This window comes from Carboxylicivirga longa, from assembly GCF_050589825.1.
GTDB lineage: Bacteria > Bacteroidota > Bacteroidia > Bacteroidales > Marinilabiliaceae > Carboxylicivirga > Carboxylicivirga longa.
On record NZ_JBNGOZ010000005.1, the window covers coordinates 132,050 to 151,991 of the forward strand.

14 protein-coding genes are annotated in these 19,942 nt (G+C 45.0%); 7 read left to right on the top strand and 7 right to left on the bottom strand.

The window, feature by feature from the left end:
• Positions 1-11: 11 nt before the first annotated feature.
• The 5 genes from ACRD7A_RS06070 to ACRD7A_RS06090 form a co-directional block, all read right to left on the bottom strand.
• A complete protein-coding gene (locus tag ACRD7A_RS06070) occupies positions 12-1,067 on the bottom strand; it encodes a potassium channel family protein (RefSeq protein WP_430810243.1) in 1,056 nt (351 codons plus the stop codon).
• Positions 1,055-2,326, bottom strand: a complete 1,272-nt coding sequence (locus ACRD7A_RS06075; RefSeq protein WP_430810244.1) for a DUF2851 family protein — start codon at positions 2,324-2,326, stop codon at positions 1,055-1,057. Before ACRD7A_RS06075 ends, ACRD7A_RS06070 begins: the two co-directional genes overlap by 13 nt.
• 132 nt (positions 2,327-2,458) lie before the next feature.
• Positions 2,459-3,286, bottom strand: a complete 828-nt coding sequence (gene pyrF / locus ACRD7A_RS06080; RefSeq protein ID WP_430810245.1) for an orotidine-5'-phosphate decarboxylase — start codon at positions 3,284-3,286, stop codon at positions 2,459-2,461.
• Between the two features lie 76 nt (positions 3,287-3,362).
• Complete coding sequence (gene prfA, locus ACRD7A_RS06085) at positions 3,363-4,448, bottom strand: peptide chain release factor 1 (RefSeq protein ID WP_430810246.1); 1,086 nt, start codon at positions 4,446-4,448, stop codon at positions 3,363-3,365.
• A 78-nt stretch (positions 4,449-4,526) separates the two neighbouring features.
• Positions 4,527-5,696 carry an AIR synthase related protein gene (locus tag ACRD7A_RS06090; protein ID WP_430810247.1) on the bottom strand — a complete coding sequence of 390 codons (1,170 nt, stop codon included), beginning with the start codon at positions 5,694-5,696 and terminating at the stop codon, positions 4,527-4,529.
• Positions 5,697-5,881: 185 nt separating this feature from the next.
• On the opposite strand from ACRD7A_RS06090, the gene ACRD7A_RS06095 reads away from it, so the two are divergent.
• Both ACRD7A_RS06095 and ACRD7A_RS06100 read left to right on the top strand, forming a co-directional pair.
• Positions 5,882-6,847 (top strand): bile acid:sodium symporter family protein, encoded by a 966-nt coding sequence (locus ACRD7A_RS06095; RefSeq protein WP_430810248.1) that lies wholly within the window; start codon positions 5,882-5,884, stop codon positions 6,845-6,847.
• Positions 6,848-6,966: 119 nt separating this feature from the next.
• Positions 6,967-7,407 carry a VTT domain-containing protein gene (locus ACRD7A_RS06100; RefSeq protein WP_430810249.1) on the top strand — a complete coding sequence of 147 codons (441 nt, stop codon included), beginning with the start codon at positions 6,967-6,969 and terminating at the stop codon, positions 7,405-7,407.
• 134 nt (positions 7,408-7,541) lie between these two features.
• On the opposite strand, the gene porE is transcribed toward ACRD7A_RS06100, so the two are convergent.
• Positions 7,542-9,512 (bottom strand): PorE family type IX secretion system protein, encoded by a 1,971-nt coding sequence (gene porE, locus ACRD7A_RS06105; protein WP_430810250.1) that lies wholly within the window; start codon positions 9,510-9,512, stop codon positions 7,542-7,544.
• A 182-nt stretch (positions 9,513-9,694) separates the two neighbouring features.
• On the opposite strand from porE, the gene ACRD7A_RS06110 reads away from it, so the two are divergent.
• The 4 genes from ACRD7A_RS06110 (at position 9,695) to ACRD7A_RS06125 (ending at position 17,377) form a co-directional block, all read left to right on the top strand.
• Entirely contained in the window at positions 9,695-10,075 is a 381-nt protein-coding gene (locus tag ACRD7A_RS06110; protein ID WP_430810251.1) for an HYC_CC_PP family protein, read from the top strand.
• 93 nt (positions 10,076-10,168) lie between these two features.
• Positions 10,169-13,966 (top strand): efflux RND transporter permease subunit, encoded by a 3,798-nt coding sequence (locus ACRD7A_RS06115; protein WP_430810252.1) that lies wholly within the window; start codon positions 10,169-10,171, stop codon positions 13,964-13,966.
• 12 nt (positions 13,967-13,978) lie between these two features.
• Positions 13,979-15,205: a TolC family protein gene (locus ACRD7A_RS06120; RefSeq protein WP_430810253.1), complete on the top strand. Its 1,227-nt coding sequence runs from the start codon at positions 13,979-13,981 to the stop codon at positions 15,203-15,205.
• A 27-nt stretch (positions 15,206-15,232) separates the two neighbouring features.
• Positions 15,233-17,377 carry an efflux RND transporter periplasmic adaptor subunit gene (locus tag ACRD7A_RS06125; protein ID WP_430810254.1) on the top strand — a complete coding sequence of 715 codons (2,145 nt, stop codon included), beginning with the start codon at positions 15,233-15,235 and terminating at the stop codon, positions 17,375-17,377.
• A gap of 132 nt (positions 17,378-17,509) precedes the next feature.
• Here the strand turns inward: ACRD7A_RS06125 and ACRD7A_RS06130 are convergent, their stop codons facing one another.
• A complete protein-coding gene (locus ACRD7A_RS06130; RefSeq protein WP_430810255.1) occupies positions 17,510-18,247 on the bottom strand; it encodes a GLPGLI family protein in 738 nt (245 codons plus the stop codon).
• 386 nt (positions 18,248-18,633) lie between these two features.
• Here ACRD7A_RS06130 and ACRD7A_RS06135 point away from each other — a divergent pair, with 386 nt between their 5' ends.
• On the top strand, positions 18,634-19,923 hold the full coding sequence (locus ACRD7A_RS06135) for a T9SS type A sorting domain-containing protein (RefSeq protein ID WP_430810256.1): 1,290 nt from the start codon (positions 18,634-18,636) through the stop codon (positions 19,921-19,923).
• Positions 19,924-19,942: the final 19 nt, after the last annotated feature.

Here is a 19,942-nt window from a genome sequence, read left to right on the forward strand (position 1 = left end):
TAAATAGGCAATCAGGGGCTTATAGTTTGTATTTGGCCACGTAATATTTCTTCAAAGGCTGTGATTTGCTGGGGTGAACCCAGTACAAATAACTTGTCAGCGGGTGTGATTTCAATGTCGGGCGATGGATTGTAGATGTAGGCTCCTTCTGGCGTTTTGATGCCTACCAGGTTGGCACCGGATTTTTCCCGCAGCCGCAGTTCACGAATGGTTTTTTTATGGTTTTCAGGAGCCAGCTGCTTGCAGTTGATTTCCATCAATTGCACATCTTTCGATCGTTGAAGCAGTATGTATTCGATGAACTCCACCACATCGGGTTGGGTTACCAGTTTGGCCATTCGTTGTCCGCCAATGCGATCGGGCATAATAACATTGGTGGCACCTGCACGTCGAAGTTTGGTGTCGGAACGAAAATCGCTGGCACGGCTTATGATTTTCAAGCCCGGATTCATCTCGGCGGCAGTCAGTACCACAAACATATTATCAGCATCGTTGGGCAAAGCAGTAATCAGTGCCCTGGCCTTGCGTATCTGTGCAGCTTCCAATACTTCTTCGGAGCTGGCATCGCCTTGTACATAGAGTAAGTCAGGGTTTTCAACAATGCGTGTAATCACATGGTCACGCTTTTCAACGATGACGAACTTCTCGCCGTGCTCAGTAAGTTCAACACAGGCCTGATAACCATTGCGCCCAAAGCCGCACACGATGACATGATCTTCTAATTTGACAATTTTTTTTCTCAATTGGTACGCTTTATATGATTGATGTAAAACACCTTCGAAAATGATACGTGTGATTTGTGTAATCACATAACCGAAAATTCCTAAGCTAAAAATAATAAGAAAAACTGTAAATATTTTACCGCCTGCCGATAAAGGGATTACTTCGCGAAACCCCACCGTGGCCATGGTAATTACCGTCATGTAAACGGCATCCACAAAATCATACCCTTCAATGGTCATATAACCTGCCGAGCCCAGGGCAATGGTGAGTATTAGCAGGCCGCCTGCAATGAACAGGGCTTTTATTGTATCGTTATAAACGGTGTCGTTTTCTACTTTTTGCATAAGACCTGGTGTCCGATATGGCAATTTAAACACTTTTTGTGATCACAATAGGTGTTCTTTAGGTACAATAAGGCTTGTGCATGCGCTTCATTTTCCGAAATGACACCAATGTTGGCCCAGTTTTCGAGTGTTCTATTTTTCTCAGTGGGCTGTTGGTAAAGATAGTCAATGATTTTTTCTTTTTGTTCTTCTTGCTTATGTTTTGCCGCATAAAGAAACATGTAAGGCACAATGGTGTTGTATGTTATTCGCTTAGTCGATTGTTCGCCAAGGATTTTTGTTGAACGCTTTTTACCAGGAATGCCTAGCTGATAGTGAGTGAGCCAATAGTCAGAGGTATCGATACTTAGTTTTTGAAAGGGGTCAGTATTGTTTGTAAGTGTTAGTAGCTTGTCGAAACTTCCGCGGGTTAGGTATATAAGCTTGGCTAGTTGTGCGATGCGCACCGTAGGAAAATTCATCGGGCGAAGACGCATAAATTTCCATAGATGTTGCTGAATGCCTTGTAGCTTGTATTTGTTTTTCAAAAAGCCATATTCGCGTTGAAGTGTCTTTGTGTAATCATCGCTGTGGCGGGGCGCATCAAGAAAGCCGGCCTGCCCAAATAGTATGGCTTCGATCTGAAAAAGTTGGCCTGCATGCTTAAGTAGGAGGCTGAGGGGTGTTTGTTGTGCCATCATTTCAAAAGGCAGACCATTGGTGCCAAAGCCAAAGCTGCGTGCCAGTAAAATAAAAAATACCTGATCCCAGTTGTTATTTGTAGCCTTAAGAAGTTTGTCAATAAGTCTGCTTTTCTCCTCCAGTCGTTCAATCAGCATTCTGTTAAGCCATTGGTCGCGTTTGAAAGGATCTACTTTATTTATGGCGTGGGCGCAGGGTATCCACTGCTCGTTAAAATAAAGCTTTTGGTAGTCGTGGATAAGATGATTGCTTATGTGAAGCTGGCAAACAACAATGGGTCTGTTTTTGGAGTTAAGTGTTTGCTTAGCGGGTTGTTGCACTACATGGAGGATAACATTATCATAAGTAGGGTCGAGGTGGTGCTTGTGTTCATACCATTCCTTCTCGTTGATATGAATTTCCACATTGCCGGCCCATAGGGTGTCATTAATTTTTACTTTGGCATTGAAGAAGTCTGGGCCGCCATCGGTGTTTTTGATGCCGGGATGAATGACTTCGATCGTTTCATTGTCGGTTGAAACCAAGTTGGGGCGATAGGCTTTTTGTTGCCAGATGAATTGTAGAAATTCTTCATTCATAGCTATTTGTTTAAACTATGAATGTAATTTTAATTGCTAAAAGAGTCAAGGGGAATAAAGAAAACGGGCTCGTCTTAATAGTGAATAATACACTGTTGAGACAAGCCCGCTATTGTATTTGTTATTTTACTGTTAGATCAAACCATGTTCTGACAGTAGTTTGGACATATCCTGTTGCACGGCAAGTGCATTTTCGCGGGCCTTGGAGGCGAACGCTTCGGTGTTGTCGGCATAAATAATGCCCCGGCTTGAGTTTACCAACAGGCCACATTTGCTGTTCATTCCGTTTTTAGCTACTTCTTCGAGGCTACCACCTTGTGCTCCTACGCCCGGTACAAGCAAAAAGTGGTTGGGAATTATTTTGCGTATGTCGGCCAGCATTTCAGCTTTGGTGGCGCCTACCACGTACATCAGGTTCTCGTCAGAGCCCCATTGAGCACTGGTTTTAATTACTTTCTCGTAAAGCTTTTCGTTGTCCTGCTCCATAAACTGAAAATCGAAAGCGCCCTTGTTGGAGGTTAATGCTAAAAGAATAACCCACTTGTCAACATGTGTTAGGAAGGGTTTAACCGAATCTTCGCCCATATAAGGAGCCACTGTAACTGCATCGAACTCCATGTGGTCGAAGAAGGCAGTGGCATACATGGCCGATGTATTGCCAATGTCACCGCGCTTGGCATCCGCAATGATAAAAATATCGGGGTAGTTATAGCGGATGTAATTAACTGTTTTCTCCAACGAGTTCCAGCCATTTACGCCCAGGCTTTCGTAAAAGGCCAGATTAGGCTTATAGGCGATAGCCACATCGTGGGTTGCATCAACTATTTGCTTGTTGAAGGCAAAAATTGGATCGGTAGTGTCCAGTAAATGGCGGGGTATTTTATTAATGTCGGTATCCAGGCCAACACATAAAAAACTCTTTTTCTTTTTTATATTTTCAAAAAGCTCTTGTGATGTCATTTTATTTATCTGTTAGCTGCTAGCTGTTAGCAGCTAGCGATTTTATTATTGGAATTATTTAAAAGCTATCAGCCTATTACATTTCGCTTGCTTTTAATCGCTCGGCGTTCTCTTCAACAATTAGTTTATCAATAATCTGCTGAATATCGCCATCCATGATTGCCGGCAGGTTGTATAGCGTCAGGTTAATGCGGTGATCGGTAACACGCCCTTGCGGGTAATTGTAGGTGCGTATCTTGGCCGACCGGTCGCCCGACGATACCATGGTCTTACGCTGCGAAGATATTTCGTCCAGATATTTCTGATACTCCAGGTTGTAAAGTCGTGTACGCAGCTCGGCCATGGCCTTGTCCAGGTTTTTAAGCTGTGATTTCTGATCCTGACAGGTTACCACAATGCCCGATGGTATGTGGGTTAGGCGGATGGCTGAGTAGGTGGTGTTCACCGACTGTCCTCCGGGGCCGGATGCACAGTAGGTATCTTTACGAATATCCTCTGTTTTCAATTCAATGTCGAATTCTTCTGCTTCGGGCAATACGGCCACGGTGGCTGCCGAGGTGTGCACACGACCCTGTGTTTCGGTTTGTGGAACACGCTGCACGCGGTGTACACCCGATTCATATTTCAGAATACCATACACACCGGTTCCGGTAACATTCATCACCACTTCTTTGAATCCGCCTGAGGTGCCTTCGTTACTGTTGGTAATTTCAACGCGCCAGCCTTTATCCTGACAGTATTTGGTGTACATGCGTGCCAATTCACCGGCAAAGATACTAGCTTCGTCACCGCCTGTACCGGCTCTTATCTCCAGTACTGCATTTTTACTGTCCTGCGGGTCGGCAGGTATTAGCAGTACCTTAATTTCTTCTTCCATCACCGGTAACTTGGCTTCCAGCTCGTCGAGCTCCATTTTCGCCATTTCTTTCATCTCCGGATCAGTCTCTTCCTTAAGCATCTCCTTTGTTGATTCGATGTTTTTAAGGGTATTCTCAAATTCGTTGCGTACCTCCACAACTTTTTCAAGCTCGGCATATTCCTTATTGAGCTTAACGTATCGTTTGGTGTCTGCAATCACTTCCGGGTTGGTAATCTGCTCCGATACCTCCAGGAAGCGTAAGCGCAAACCCTCCAGTTTTTCCAGTAAATCGTGTTGTGCCATATCTTAGTCGTTGACAATCATTAAACAATTGATAGAAGTTAATAATTAATTCTATCGGTATAAAGGCATCGTCTATGCCTAGTATTCGAAAGTGCCAAACTCACTTTCGATGGTCAGTTTCTTGCCTTCATGGGCTTCAACGCGACCCACTACCTGGGCATCGATGTTAAAGGATTTGGCAATTTCGATAATCCGTTCTGCCTTGTCGGGCGACAGGTACATTTCGTAACGATGTCCCATGTTGAACACCTTGTACATCTCTTTCCAGTCGGTTCCTGACTCTTGGTGGATGGCTTTGAACAGCGGCGGTACATCAAACAGGTTGTCTTTAATAACGTGTACTTGATCAACAAAGTGCAACACCTTGGTTTGTGCTCCCCCCGAGCAGTGTACCATACCATGGATGTCGTTGCGCATTTCGTCCAGCACTTTCTTAATTACTGGGGCGTAGGTTCTTGTTGGTGAAAGCACCAGCTTTCCGGCGTTGAGAGGGGCGTCTTTTACGCTGTCGGTCAATTGGTAGTTGCCCGAGTAAACCAAATCCTCCGGTACCGAGCTGTCGTAACTCTCAGGATACTTGCCAGCCAGATACTTGGCAAATACATCATGACGAGCCGAAGTGAGGCCATTGCTGCCCATGCCACCGTTGTATTCTTTCTCGTAGGTTGCCTGTCCTGATGAGGATAAGCCAACTATAACATCACCTGCCTGTATGGTATGGTTGGAGATCACATCGCTGCGCTTCATGCGACAGGTCACTGTGCTGTCTACGATAATGGTCTTCACCAAATCACCCACATCGGCAGTCTCACCTCCAGTGGGATAAATGCTGATACCCATTTCGCGCAGTTCGGCCAGCAGTTCGTCGGTGCCGTTAATGATGGCTGAGATAACTTCGCCGGGAATCAGGTTTTTGTTACGTCCTATGGTGGACGACACCAGGATGTTTTCAGTAGCACCTACGCATAGCAGGTCATCAACATTCATAATGATGGCATCCTGGGCAATGCCTTTCCAAACTGATAAATCACCGGTTTCTTTCCAGTACATGTACGCCAGTGATGATTTTGTGCCGGCGCCATCGGCATGCATAATGTTACAATAGTCATCGTCGCCACCTAGAATATCCGGTACAATTTTGCAAAAAGCTTGTGGAAAAATACCTTTATCAATGTTTTTAATGGCGTTGTGGACGTCTTCTTTCGAAGCGGAAACGCCGCGTAGGTTGTATCTCGAATCTGAGCTCACAAGTATAAATTTATCAGTTTTTTACCCTAATTTGGAGTGCAAAAATAGCACAATCTTTCGGCATCGTCAAAAAATTGTAAGGCTTAGTGCGGGGTGTTCGATGAGCCAGAGGCACCGTGCCATGTGGAAGTGCTGTTAAGATTACTTACTTTTATGCCTCCATTTAACATTAAGGCGAAAAGAAGATGCTTAAAAAAATAGACGGTTTTATAGTTGGTTTGATTGGTATGATATTGATGGCTTGGTTGTTTCCGCAGCCCGGTATTTATAAAGGTACAGGTAACCTGGAGCAGATCACCGACATTGGCATCTCTCTTATTTTTTTCTTTTACGGTTTGAAGCTGAGTCCGCAACAGATGCGCGAAGGCTTGCGTAACTATCGCCTGCACCTGACCATACAGCTGGCTACTTACCTGTTATTTCCTGCTTTACTCATCGCTTTCAAGCCCTTGGTACCTGAAGAGCAACATTTGCTTTGGCTGGCCATGTTCTTTCTAGCCGTGTTGCCCTCAACAGTATCTTCCTCGGTGGTGATGGTGGTAATGGCACAGGGTAATGTGGCTGGCGCAATATTTAACGCCAGCATATCGGGCTTGATTGGTATTGTGTTAACGCCGCTTTGGATGGGTTTATTCTGGAGTGTGGAAGGTGCCACCTTTGACTTTTCAGCTATCATCATTGATTTGCTGATTAAAATATTGTTACCCGTTGTGCTCGGACTGTCTTTACATCGCTTTTTAGGTGCTTTTGTAAAAAGGCATCTTAAAGTATTGGCTCGCTTTGATAAAACAGTTATTTTACTAATTGTGTACAAGAGTTTCAGCAAGTCGTTTACCACCGGTCTTTTCGACAGCATAAGTCCCTTGGCAATTGTGTTGTTGAGTGTATCTACCCTGGCCTTATTTGCTGCCGTGTATGGCCTTATTAGCGGTATCTGTAGTCTGCTTAATTTTAATCGTGCTGATCGCATTGCTGCCTTGTTCTGCGGCTCAAAAAAATCATTGGTACATGGCACCGTATTCTCAAAAGTGCTTTTTGAGAATGTGGCCGGTCAGGGTCTGTTTCTGGTGCCGGTAATGTTGTATCACGCTTATCAGTTGATCATTGTTAGTTTTATCGCCCGGAGAAAAGGGCGAGAGCAAGCCGTGTAGCCAGCAGGAGTGACAATGATGATGCGGTGGATCATGTATTTGTGAATAAACTATTGCCTTATGACTAAATCTATGTGCCTCAAAAATATTATCATTGCAGCTATTTTTAGAAAAGCAGGATGGAAGAAACTGGGACATATTTGGCCGTTTATCTGGCCGGGGCAATCGGTATTTATAAAGGAGTGCCGGTAGGTATTGCCCTGGGCTTGAAACCTTTTATTACGTCGTTATTAGTGACTTTGGGCGCTACTTCATCAACTTTGTTGGTTTACTTTTCGGGTGAGCCCTTTCGTAAGTGGTTAATGAATAAGTATGCATCCAAGAGTCTTGAGCAGAAAAAGGCAAAATTCTCGCGTTGGATGGAGCGCTATGGCGTACCGGGACTAGGTTTGATGGTGACGGGTTTACTCGGGCCATTTATCGCCCTGATTATAGGTATGGCCTTGTTGGATGAGACTCGTAAATTCCTATTCTTTTTGCTTTTGGGCATTGTCCTTTGGTCTTTTGGTCTGACCTACTTATCCGAGCCTGTTGTTCAGTTGCTTAAGGGTGCTTTTTAATATGTTCGTTAATTAACTATTTTTCACAACTTTATAATCGGTAGCGTTTTTCTCATCCTTAATAAGTCGAACATTAAAGTTTTCTGTTTAGCTCAGCCAATATAGCGCATCATCAATTTATCAAGCGATTTTTGTTACTCTTTAATTTTAAACTCAATACGGCGGTTCAGCTTGTGGGCTGCCTCCTTGTTGACATTGCCGCGTATTTGATTGATAAAACGTTGGGAAAGCACATCTCCTTCATTAAGGAACTTATACTTACGTGCCTGGCGCTTGCTCACTGTGGCCGGCTCGGTATTGCCTACTCCCTTGGCTGATAGACGTTCGGTGGGTATACCTTTGCGCATTAGGTAATCCATAACTTCCTGCGCACGCTTTTGCGACAAGGCAATAGCCTCCGATGAGGAGCCCTCGCCCGACGCATGAGCCACAATCTCAAGCACAACCGCCTGATTCATGCCCAGGATAGTGACCAAACGGTTCAGCTCTTGTCTGGCAATGGTATTTAAAGTATGATCCTTTTTGTCAAAACCTATGTCTTTCAGAATAATGGCATCTTCCATGGGCATCATTCCCACTTCAACGTCAAAATCTTTATTATTTCCAAGTCCCACCGTTGATAGCTTGTGCTTGTGGTTGAAATATCCCTCTGCGGCCACCATAAAAACATAGTCGGTTTGAGGTGCCAGCTTCGCCCCAAAAGAACCATCATTGCGGATGGTGAGCTTTACATTGGTGCCATCAGTACCAATCAAGCGCATGTAGGCATTGCTGATGGGTTCATCTGTTTTCTCGCTGTAAACTTGTCCTTTAAGGCTAAACTCGAGTCTGGGCAGGCTAAAGGCATAGATGTTATCTACCCCTTTGGAACTCCCGCGCGATGAGCTGAAAAGACCGGCTTGCTCCATGCCCTTAAAGGCGATGCCAAAATCATCGCCCTCACTATTGATGGGGCGTCCAAGATTAATTACCTTCCAGTATTGTTTCTCTTCGTCGAAATGGGCACGGTAAATATCAAGGCCTCCGAAGCCGATGTGTGCGTTGGAGCTGAAGTACAAAGTGCCATCCATGTGAATGTAAGGAAACATCTCATCGCCTGCTGTATTGATCACATTGCCCATATTGATGGGTTCACTCCAACCTCCTTCACCACCCTTATTTACTTTCCATATGTCTTTACCACCTTGTCCGCCCGGCATGTCACTCACAAAATAGAGTGTTTCGCCATCGGGTGATATGGCTGGGTGAGCGATCATCACACTATCCATGATTTCAATCAGTGACGGCTCGCCCCATTTACCACCCGATCGACTGACCATAAATACCTCGGCGCTGCGTGCTTGTTCGTTATCGTAGCGGCAACGCGTAAAATACATGGCTTTGCCATCGGCCGACATGGTAGCGCTGCCTTCGTCAAACTGGGTGTTAATGCTCTCATCGAGTAGTACCGGATCTGTCCATTCCCCTTTTGCATCAATCTTTGCCATGTAGATATTGGCACCCCCCTGACCTGTAATGCGGCTTTTCTTGCGTTTCTTCTTCTCAGTGCGCATAGATGAGAAATAGATGTGATCGTAATCGGCACTGGCATAGCCGGGTGAGAAATCGCTGTATCGCGTAGTGTTAATGTCCTTTATTTTCTCAATGATATAGCGGGTTTCAACGGTGTCCTTCATGGCTATTTTGCAGGCAGCTATGCCATTCTGTGCTCTTTTATCGAGGGGCTTTTTCTCCAAATAAGCGGTATAAGCCTCCAGGGCATCCTCGTATTTCTGAGCCGCCAAGTTGCAGTCGCCCAAATACAAGCCAGCCTCTGCAATCTCGTAGTTGTAGCGCACAGCGCGTGCATAATGCATGCGCGCCTTGCTTGGGCGGTTGGTTTTTCGGAAACACTCTCCCATGTAGAAGGAAATCTCGCCTTTAGTGTATTTGTTTTTTTCTTTTCGATAAGCCTTTTTAAACTGGTCGGCAGCCCGATCGTACTCGCCGATAAGATAGGCCTTATTGGCATTACCCATTTTATTACTAACACCACAGCCGGACACGAGTATAAGCTTGACAAGAAGAAATATTATGGTTTTACTGTTGGCTTGTATATTTGGCATCAGGTTCGAAATTTATTAAAGAACCAAAAATAAATAATTAATAGACACATAAAAAACGCTTTGAATAGGTATTTATTGTAATTGAGCAAGTGATTCATTCTATCGCAGGGATCTGTTAAAATCATGTTAACACCTTTACTAAGTAAAAACTATTTGGCCGGCAAATCGTTTCTTTGTTAGCGATGCAAAGAAGATTCTTACATATTATCCTAACAATGCTCCTGCTGGTATCTACCACGGGTGTCACTTTTTCTATGCATTATTGCGGGGGTAAGCACGTGTCGACCAGTTTATATGTAGAGATGGATACGTGCTGCGACGATGGATGTGGCTGTTGTGAAAACAAGAATATTCATTATGAAGTGGAAGAGGACTTTACCAGTCCGGCAACTACAGACGTGGCACCTGCTGTAGAATTGGATTTATTTATTGCCCTCATTTATTACGAGGCAGCTTTTGATTTTACTTTCACCCTTCCAATAAAGAAGTCGTTTCAGGACACCTTGTCGCCGCCGGTTACGGTGAGTGAGCGCCTTTCTTTATTGCAATCATTTCTTTGTTAGATATTGCTTGACATAATGTACTCATGGACTTATTATTACAAGTCTGTTTAGGTATGTGAATGAAAAGCATGTATTATCTAATTATATTAAAGAATGATTAATTCATTGATTCGTTTTTTTCTCGAAAACAAATTAGTCACCTTTCTGGTACTTATAATATTTATCAGTTGGGGCATTATTAATTCGCCATTTGGGTGGGATACGGGTGTGTTACCAAGCGACCCGGTGCCTGTTGATGCCATACCGGATATTGGCGAGAATCAGCAGATCGTGTATACGGAGTGGCCTGGTCGCTCACCTCAGGATATTGAAGATCAGATATCGTATCCGCTAACAACATCCTTATTGGGAATTCCGGGTGTGAAAACTATTCGTAGTAACTCCATCTTTGGTCTGTCCAGCATCTATGTCATTTTTGACGAAGATATAGAGTTCTACTGGAGCCGCACGCGTATCCTGGAGAAGCTCAACTCGCTGCCGGCCGGTACGCTACCATCTGATGTGAGCCCGGCACTGGGACCCGATGCGACTGCTCTGGGGCAAATTTATTGGTACACCCTGGAAGGACGTGATAGGGATGGAAACCCAACAGGTGGTTGGGATCCGCATGAGTTACGCAGCATACAGGATTTTCAGATACGCTATGCCTTAACAGCGGCAGAGGGAGTGGCTGAAGTGGCTTCTATAGGGGGTTTTGTAAAAGAATACCAGATAGATATTAACCCGAACGCCATGAAGGCCCATGGTGTAACGGTGGCACAGATAATGAAGGCGATTAAAAACAGTAACCTCGATATTGGTGCACGTACCATTGAGTTTAACCGTGTGGAATATCTGGTAAGGGCTTTGGGTTACATAAAGAACCTGGAGGATATAGAAAAAAGTGTGGTGACAGTTAAGGACAATGTGCCGATTCGCATCAAAGATGTGGCCAAAGTTACATTTGGTCCGGCCGCTCGCAGGGGAGGACTTGATAAAGGAGGTGCCGAAGCGGTTGGAGGCGTTGTGGTGGCCCGCTATGGCACCAACCCTTTAAAGGCCATTGAGAATATGAAGGCTAAGATTGCAGAGATTGCCCCCGGTTTGCCCACCAAAACATTGGCAGATGGCACGGTGTCGAAGGTGACCATCGTACCCTTTTATGACCGTACCGGACTGATTAAAGAAACCTTAGGTACTTTGGAAGAGGCTATTTCACTTGAATTGCTAATCAGTATTTTGGTGGTGATTGTCTTGGTGTTTAACCTGCGCGCCTCTTTCCTGATATCAAGTCTATTGCCCATTGGGGTGCTCATCACATTCATTACCATGCGGCAGTTTGGCGTTGATGCCAATATAGTGGCCCTTTCGGGTATTGCCATTGCCATTGGGGTGATGGTGGATGTGGGCGTGGTGTTTGTTGAAAATATCATCCGGCACATAGAGCTCCCCGAGAATAAAGGAGCAAGGGGTAAAGAACTGCTTCAGGTGGTTTACACCGCCACTACCGAGGTGGCAGGAGCGGTTGTCACTGCCTTGTCAACCACCATCATCAGTTTCTTGCCGGTATTTGCCATGGAAGCGGCCGAAGGTAAATTATTCAAGCCCTTGGCATTCACCAAGACCTTTACCATGATGTCGGCCTTGCTGATAGGTTTAATCATTATTCCGACCTTGTCGCATCTGGTGTTTTCCATAAAAATTGACAAACGCCGCTACCAGCGACTAAGGAATATCATTCTTGTTGTGGCAGGTATCGTTCTGTCAGTAGCAAGTGGTAATTATATCGCCTTAGCGATTACGGCATTTGGTATCAATGGGCTTGTGGCTCACCAGTGGCCCGAGGCAAAGAAGCAATGGGTTAACTTTATTAATGTGGCGATTACCATTGTGGTGGTGGTCTTTTTCCTAACAAAGGCCTGGATGCCGCTGGGGGCGCAGAATTCCTTGTTGGCTAATTTCTTATTCGTTATTGCAGTGGTGACTGTAGTGTTGGGTGGTCTATCGCTGGTGGTCGTTTTTTATCAACGGATTTTGAGTTGGTGCCTCAGCCACAAATGGCAGTTTCTGTTTTTTCCAGCTTTGGTAGTGCTGTTCGGTATTACCAGCTGGCAGGGTTTCGACAAGCTTTTTGGTTTTATGCCACAGTTCGTAAAAAATAGTGATACCTATGCTTATCTGCATAAAAAACTGCCGGGTATCGGCAAGGAGTTTATGCCTTCGCTCGATGAAGGTTCATTCTTGTTAATGCCGACTACCATGCCACATTCTGGTATTGAAGAGAACTTGGAAGTGATTCGTATCCTCGATAAACGGGTGAATGCCATCCCCGAAGTCGAGTCGGTGGTGGGTAAATGGGGGCGTGTGAATTCGGCATTGGACCCGGCACCGGTTTCCATGTATGAGAACGTCATTAATTACAAGCCCGAATACATCCTTAACGATAAAGGACACCGTATGCGTTTCGAGGTAAATCGCGATGGTGCCTATAAACTGAAAGACGGAAGTGTGTATCATCCTAAAAAGGACGGGTTCCGATTGATTGACAAAAACTTGTTGGTAGAAGATAAAAACGGGGAATATTTCCGGCAGTGGCGTAAGGAGATTCAATCGCCTGATGATATCTGGGACGAAATACTGGAGAAGAGTTCGATTCCGGGCTTAACATCGGCCCCCAAGCTCCAGCCTATTTCAACGCGTTTGGTCATGCTGCAAACCGGTATGCGAGCGCCAATGGGCTTGAAAGTGTATGGACCCGATTTGGAAAGTATTGAGCAGGCTGGCTTTAAGCTGGAGCAAGAGCTGAAACATGTGGAAGGTGTTAATGCTATGTCGGTATTTGCCGATCGTGTGGTGGGTAAGCCCTACCTCGAGTTGGACATCGACCGCGATGCCATTGCCCGCTATGGACTGGATGTGCAGAGCCTGCAGGCGGTTATTGGTAGTGCCATAGGGGGTATGCCGCTCACCACTACCGTGGAAGGCCGCGAGCGCTATCCAGTACGTTTGCGCTATGCACGCGAGTTCAGGGATAACCCTGAAGATTTGAAGAAGATTCTGATTCCGACGCCGACAGGGGCACAAGTGCCTTTGGGCCAGTTGGTGGAGATTCAGTACAAGCGCGGTTCGCAAATGATTAAGAGTGAAGATACCTTCCTGGTTGGCTACGTTATTTTTGATAAGCAGGCGGACTATGCTGAGGTCGATGTGGTGGAAAAAGCACAGGCTTATCTCAATAAGCAGTTGGACGAAGGAAAACTGGTGTTGCCTCCGGGCGTGAGCTATAAGTTTACGGGTAACTACGAAAATCAGATACGGGCCACCAAGCGCCTGATGATTGTTATTCCGATATCACTCATCATTATTTTCCTGATTTTATATTTTCAGTTCCGTTCGGTTATCTCTACTAGTCTGATCTTTACCGGGATACTGGTGGCCTTTTCAGGTGGATTTATCATGCTGTGGCTTTATGCTCAGCCCTGGTTTATGGATGGTACTTTGGCCGGCATGAACTTGCGAACCCTTTTCCAGGTGAGTAATATCAACCTCAGTGTGGCCGTTTGGGTGGGCTTTATTGCCTTGTTTGGCGTAGCAACCGACGATGGCGTGCTCATCAGCACCTACATCAAACAATTGCAGGATAAACGCAATCCACAAACGGTGGGCCAGGTGCGTGCGCTGGTGATTGAAGCAGGGAGCAAACGGGTGCGTCCGGCCGTAATGACAACTGCCACCACCATTATTGCGCTGTTACCGGTTTTAACATCAACCGGAAAAGGGTCTGATATCATGGTGCCTATGGCTATACCGGTATTTGGGGGAATGACCATTGCTGTGATGACCATGTTTGTGGTGCCCGTTCTCTATAGTTTGTGGCAGGAGACGATAATTAAACGTAAGTTAAAACAATAAACAACTTAGGTGATGAAACGAACAATAATATATATTCTGACGATGTTGTTACCGGTGTTGGCTGCAGGGCAGGAGGAGCTGAATAAGTACCTCACCATTGCAGCGGAGAATAACCCGGGGCTAAGGGCCGCTTTTAACAACTACCTGTCAGCACTTGAAAAAGCGCCTCAGGTTGGGGCTTTACCCGATCCACAGTTGGCTTTCGGCTATTTTATTCAGCCGGTGGAAACGCGCAACGGTCCGCAGGAATTTAAGATTTCGGCTACTCAAATGTTTCCATGGTTTGGCACCTTAAAAGCCAAAGAAACAGCCACATTTAAACAGGCCATGGCTCAATATGGCATGTTTAATGATAAGCGGTCCAAACTGTTTAATGAGGTCAAAGCCAGTTGGTACAACCTGTATTTTAACAATAAGGCAGTGGCCATCACTTTGGAAAACATTGATATTCTCAACACATTTAAAAAACTGGCGACTGTTAAAGTAGAGGCCGGAAAGGTGTCGGCGGTGGATCAGTATCGTATTGAGATGGAAATAAATGATTTGGAGAATCAACTGGCTGATTTGCGCGATAAGCAAACAGTGCTTGAGTTGGCGTTTAATAAACTGCTGAATGTGCAGGAACCCATTACCCTCACATGGCCCGATAGCTTGTGGACAACCGACTTTTATTTGAATAAAACAGCGGCGTTTGATTCAATCAAGACCAATAACCATCAGCTGTTAAGTATTGACCGGCAAATAGAATCCCTGGTGCTAAGAAAGCAGATTGCTAAAAAGGAGGGAGCACCGTCTTTTAGTTTGGGTATTGATTATGTATCCATCGGTAAAGGGGCCAATAACATGTCTGGCAAAGATGCCATTGCTTTTCCTAAAGTGGGCATCAGCATTCCTTTGTATCGAAAAAAATACAAGAGCATGGTGCAAGAGGTGCTATATCTCGAAAAAGCCAAAGACTTTGAGCGGGTTGATAAGATCAATGCCCTGGAGGTTATCTTTGAAAATACCTGGAAAGATTACAGCGATGCGCGCCGGCGGATTGAGCTATTTCAGGTTCAGCTAGGCTTGGCTCAAAAGGCCATGAAGCTGTTGGAGACAGAGTATGCCTATGCCAATAAAAATTTTGAAGAAATACTGCGGATTGAGCGTCGTTTATTGCAGTATCAGCTGGAGTTGGAAAAGGCAAAAACAGATAAGCAGGCGGCCATCGCCTTTATCAGCTATCTGATGGGTAAATAGTTTGTTAATAGTTAAATAATGGATAAGATGAATACAATCATTCAATATATAAAAGATAATTACAAGCCGGTACTCATAACCCTGCTTATCGGTTTGTTGGTAGGATGGGCCATCGCACCATCAGGAAACAGCAGCACTCAGGGCGATGCTCATGAGGCGCATCAGCACGAAAAAGAAACGGTATGGACCTGCTCTATGCACCCACAAATTAAACAGAATGAACCGGGTTTGTGTCCTATTTGCGCCATGGACCTGATTCCTCTGGAAGGTATGGAGGCGGCAGAAGGCGCCGACCCCAATGAAGTGGTGATGACCGAAGCGGCGGCTAAACTGGCCGAGGTGCAAACCAGCGTTGTGAAAAAAGGGAAGCCGGTGAAGGAAACCTATTTGCAAGGAAAGATAAGCGTGGATGAGCGCCGTATTGCTGAATTAACGGCTCGTTTTGGCGGGCGTATTGAAAAGCTCGACATCAATTTTACAGGGCAGAATGTGCGAAAAGGACAGAAGCTGGCCACCATCTATTCACCCGATCTGGTTAGCGCCCAGCGGGAATTGATTGAGGCTTTTTATGTGAAGGAAAGTAATCCTTCCTTATACCAGGCCTCGAAAGCTAAACTGCGCTCCTGGGATTTAACCGAAGCGCAAATTGCCACCATCGAAAAAAGTGGCGAGCCGCAGGTCTATTTCGACATTTTATCACCCATATCAGGCACGGTGATGGCGCGTAATGTTGCGTTGGGCGACTATGTGAAAGAAGGCGTACCCTTATTTCAGGTGGTGGACCTCAGACGCGTATGGGCACTGTTTGATGCCTATGAATCTGATTTGCCATGGGTAAATAAAGGGGATAAGGTAAGGTTTACCCTCGAAGCGTTGCCGGGAGAAACGTTTACGGCTAAAGTGAGCTATGTGGATCCAATGATTGATGCAACAACACGCGTGGCTAAAGTGCGCGTTGAGGTGGATAATAGCCGTTTGCAGTTAAAGCCGGAGATGTTTGCCAATGCGGTTTTAGAAACGCGCCTGTCTGATGAGGATATGATGGTAATACCCAAATCAGCAGTGCTATGGACCGGTAAGCGCGCGGTGGTTTACACCAAGGTTAAGGAGCGCGAAACCCCTACCTTTTTGTTCAGGGAAATTATCCTTGGACCTGATGCCGGTGAGTTTTATGTCGTTAAAGAGGGCTTAGCGGTAGGCGAGGAAATTGCTACCAACGGTGTGTTTAAAATTGATGCATCGGCGCAGCTCATGGGCTTGAAGAGCATGATGAATGCGCCGGATACCCAAAATAAGCAGACGGCCAGTTTTAAGGTAGCCGGTAATTGCGATATGTGTAAGGAACGGATCGAAAATGCAGCCCTGTCTTTGTTTGGCGTGGTAAGTGCCCAGTGGTCGGCCGATGCCCAGCAGGTGGAAGTAGTATTTGACTCAGAACATACCGATGTGGATGCCATTCAAAAGGCCATTGCGCAGGTGGGTCACGATACTGAAAAATATAAAGCTGATGATGCCGTTTATGAATCCTTACACAGTTGTTGCCTGTACGAGCGGTTGGATCAGCAAGCAGTAGTCAAGTCATCCACCAGCCCATCGAAAGAAGCTAAGCATGCCATGGTGAAAGTAGCGGGTAACTGTGGCATGTGTCAGGAGCGTATTGAAAAGGCCGCCCTGTCGGTTGAAGGCGTGACATCAGCCAAATGGGATAAGGCTACTAAAATGCTGCACCTGAACTATGGTGGCCAAGCCACAGTGGATGCGGTTGAAAAAGCCATTGCAGCTGTGGGGCACGATACAGAGAATCATAAGGCTGCTGATGAGGTGTATGATAACTTGCCTGGCTGTTGTCAATATGAACGGCTGGATCAGCAGGCTGTTATAAAGTCATCAACCAACCAATCGAAAGCGGCCAAGCACGCCATGTTTAAGGTGGCGGGTAACTGTGGCATGTGTCAGGAGCGCATTGAAGGGGCAGCAATTTCAGTAGAGGGCGTGACGTCAGCCAAATGGGACAAGGCTACTAAAATGCTTCACCTGAACTATGGTGGCCAAGCCACAGTGGATGCGGTTGAAAAAGCCATTGCAGCCGTGGGGCACGATACAGAGCACCACAAAGCCGATGATGAGGTGTACGACAACCTGCACAGTTGCTGTCAGTACGAGCGCTTTTAGAAAAAAATATAGCTGTTAAAAATTGAGATTAACGCCAGGTACGCAAAGCTTAATTGTTATAGATAAGCTCAAAGCGTGCCTGGTATTATTAGGTTTTATGCGGCTAAATATAATTCAGCCTGTCCTTTATCCTTAATTAAGGATAAAGCGGTTTTCGGGAATGATTACCTCCACCCGTGGTGCTTTGTTGTTTTTTGGAGCGGGGCGATTTTGCTGTTTGGCTCTTTTGTTGCGAATTTTAATTACCTCTTTGCGGTAGGCCTTATAGTCTTTACAAAAGGCATTATAGCTGCCAGCTTCATTATGCTCAAAAGGATTGTACAAGGCTTTCTCTGTTTCGTATATCTCAAGGGATTTGGCCTGATAGAGCAGCACATCATCTACTGAAGCAACCTTAAGGATGACGCCGGGCAGGCCATGGAATTTCCAGGGGGCTGCCGTAAAGGGCAGATCAGTGGTGTAGTAGGCTTTGTATTCGCGCCCCCTGAACTCGGCAAAGGCTGTTTTGCAGGGGTAATCCAGTAGGGTGTCGCACTCCTCGGTTGTGTGCCAGTTAAAAAGGTCAAGGCCTTCTTCAATGATGTAAATATCACGCCCAAGGCTTTCATCATAAACCATTGTGCCTTTGTTGTAATCCTTAAATAGCAGGGTTGAATCCGTAGTGGCTTTGTAGCGGATATTGCGTGCAGAGCCACTTTTGGTCAAGCGGATGGTATAGCTTAATACCTGCTTGTTGTTGGCAATCAGCTCCATGTCGTAGGTATTGGGCTTTGCATGATTGATGTAGTCATAGCAGATTTTCAGCTCTTTGTGTTGGGCATTCAGGAGCAGGGGCAGAAGGATGATGAGCGATGTAAATAGTGACTTCATTAGTGCGAAAAGAGTTATTCATGTAACATAAAAGTAATGCTTCTTTAGGAAGGTTGGCTTTCTGTAATTAATACGCAATGAAGTAAAAATGTTACGCTAAAAAGGAGAAAAAATAAATTACTGATTTCAAGGGTATTTATTATTAGTGGCTTGCGTATGTCAAGTTCGTTTAGTTGTAGTCAGGTTTTATTTATATATGTTAATTATGGCCGTTGTTGTGTATTGTCCATTTAATGAGCTCTTTACATTAAGTCAACGTAGTTAAAGTGAGGTGGCAAGTAGGTGATGAAGTACTTCTTTTTTACCCATTGCCGAACACCATCTGTAGTTTTGATGCCGACAATTAAGTCACTAATAAAATCAGTTTAATCCTAAAACTACAAGACATGAACAAGCTTTACACTTTTTTTGTAATTTCAATGTTCGCTGCCTCAATGGCGTCGGCTCAGAGTACACACACTATCGATTTCGAACCTGACGGAATTGGTGCCGATTGGAATTGGGTAGTAACCGAAAATGGAGATAATCCCGCGCTTGAATTTGTTACGAATCCGGATGCTTCCGGTATTAATACATCGGCTACTGTTGCCAAATTTACTGCAAAACAAAGCGGAAATGCATGGGCACTTTTCTTTACTTCTGACAACGGGGAGTTTACCATTGATGCCAACAATGCTATAGTAAAAATGATGGTTTACAAGGCAAGTTCTTATGATGTTGCCTTTAAGATTGAAGGGGGAAGTGCAAAAGAAATACGGCTTACTTATCCTGAAAATTCTGCTAGTAAATGGGTGGAGCTAACATTTGATTTCTCAAGTGAGATTGGTAAAACCTTCAATAAATTGGTTATTATTCCTGATTTTGATACGAGAAGTACAGATAATGAGATTTTTATTGATAATATTCAGGTGCCCGATGGTGTTGTTGCCGGTCCATTAAACGCGCCATCAGTGGCGGCAGCTAATCCTACATACGATCAGGCTAATGTGAAGGCGATTTACAGCGATGCGTATGCAGCACCGGGTAATCCTAACTATAACCCGGGATGGGGACAAGCAACTGCCATGTCGTTTGTTGATATTGATGGTAATCAAACCATTAAATATGAGGGGTTAACCTATCAGGGCAATACCTTTGATGCTATGGATGTATCAGGTATGGACTACCTGCACCTTGATGTATGGACACCGGATGGAACTTTGTTAAGAGTATCGCCGATAAATACCTCAGTAGGACAGGAAGCGGCTTATAATTTTGGAACATTAGCGCTCGAAACATGGATGAGTATTGATATCCCTTTGAGTCATTTTACAGATGCCAACCCTGCCTTTAGCTTGGCCGCTGTTGATCAATTAAAATTTGACTCACAGCTTACCGGCGGTGAGCCGTTTAACTTGGGTACTTTTTATATTGACAATATCTATTTCTATAAGTCAACAGCCACCGCTATTGATGGCCATCAGCAAAGCAAGCTGAGAGCTTTTCCAAATCCCGTTGAAGATGTGCTTCATATAGAGGGGCTTGCTGACTCTACATTGGTTGAGTTGTATAGTGTAACAGGGAGTTTACTCAAGAGTGTACCTGTTACAGGAGGCTCCATCTCTGTGGCAGAGCTAAACAAAGGCGTGTACTTTATTAAAGCCGCTAATCAAACCATTAAAATTATTAAAAAGTAATTTGCTGATTTAGTTTATG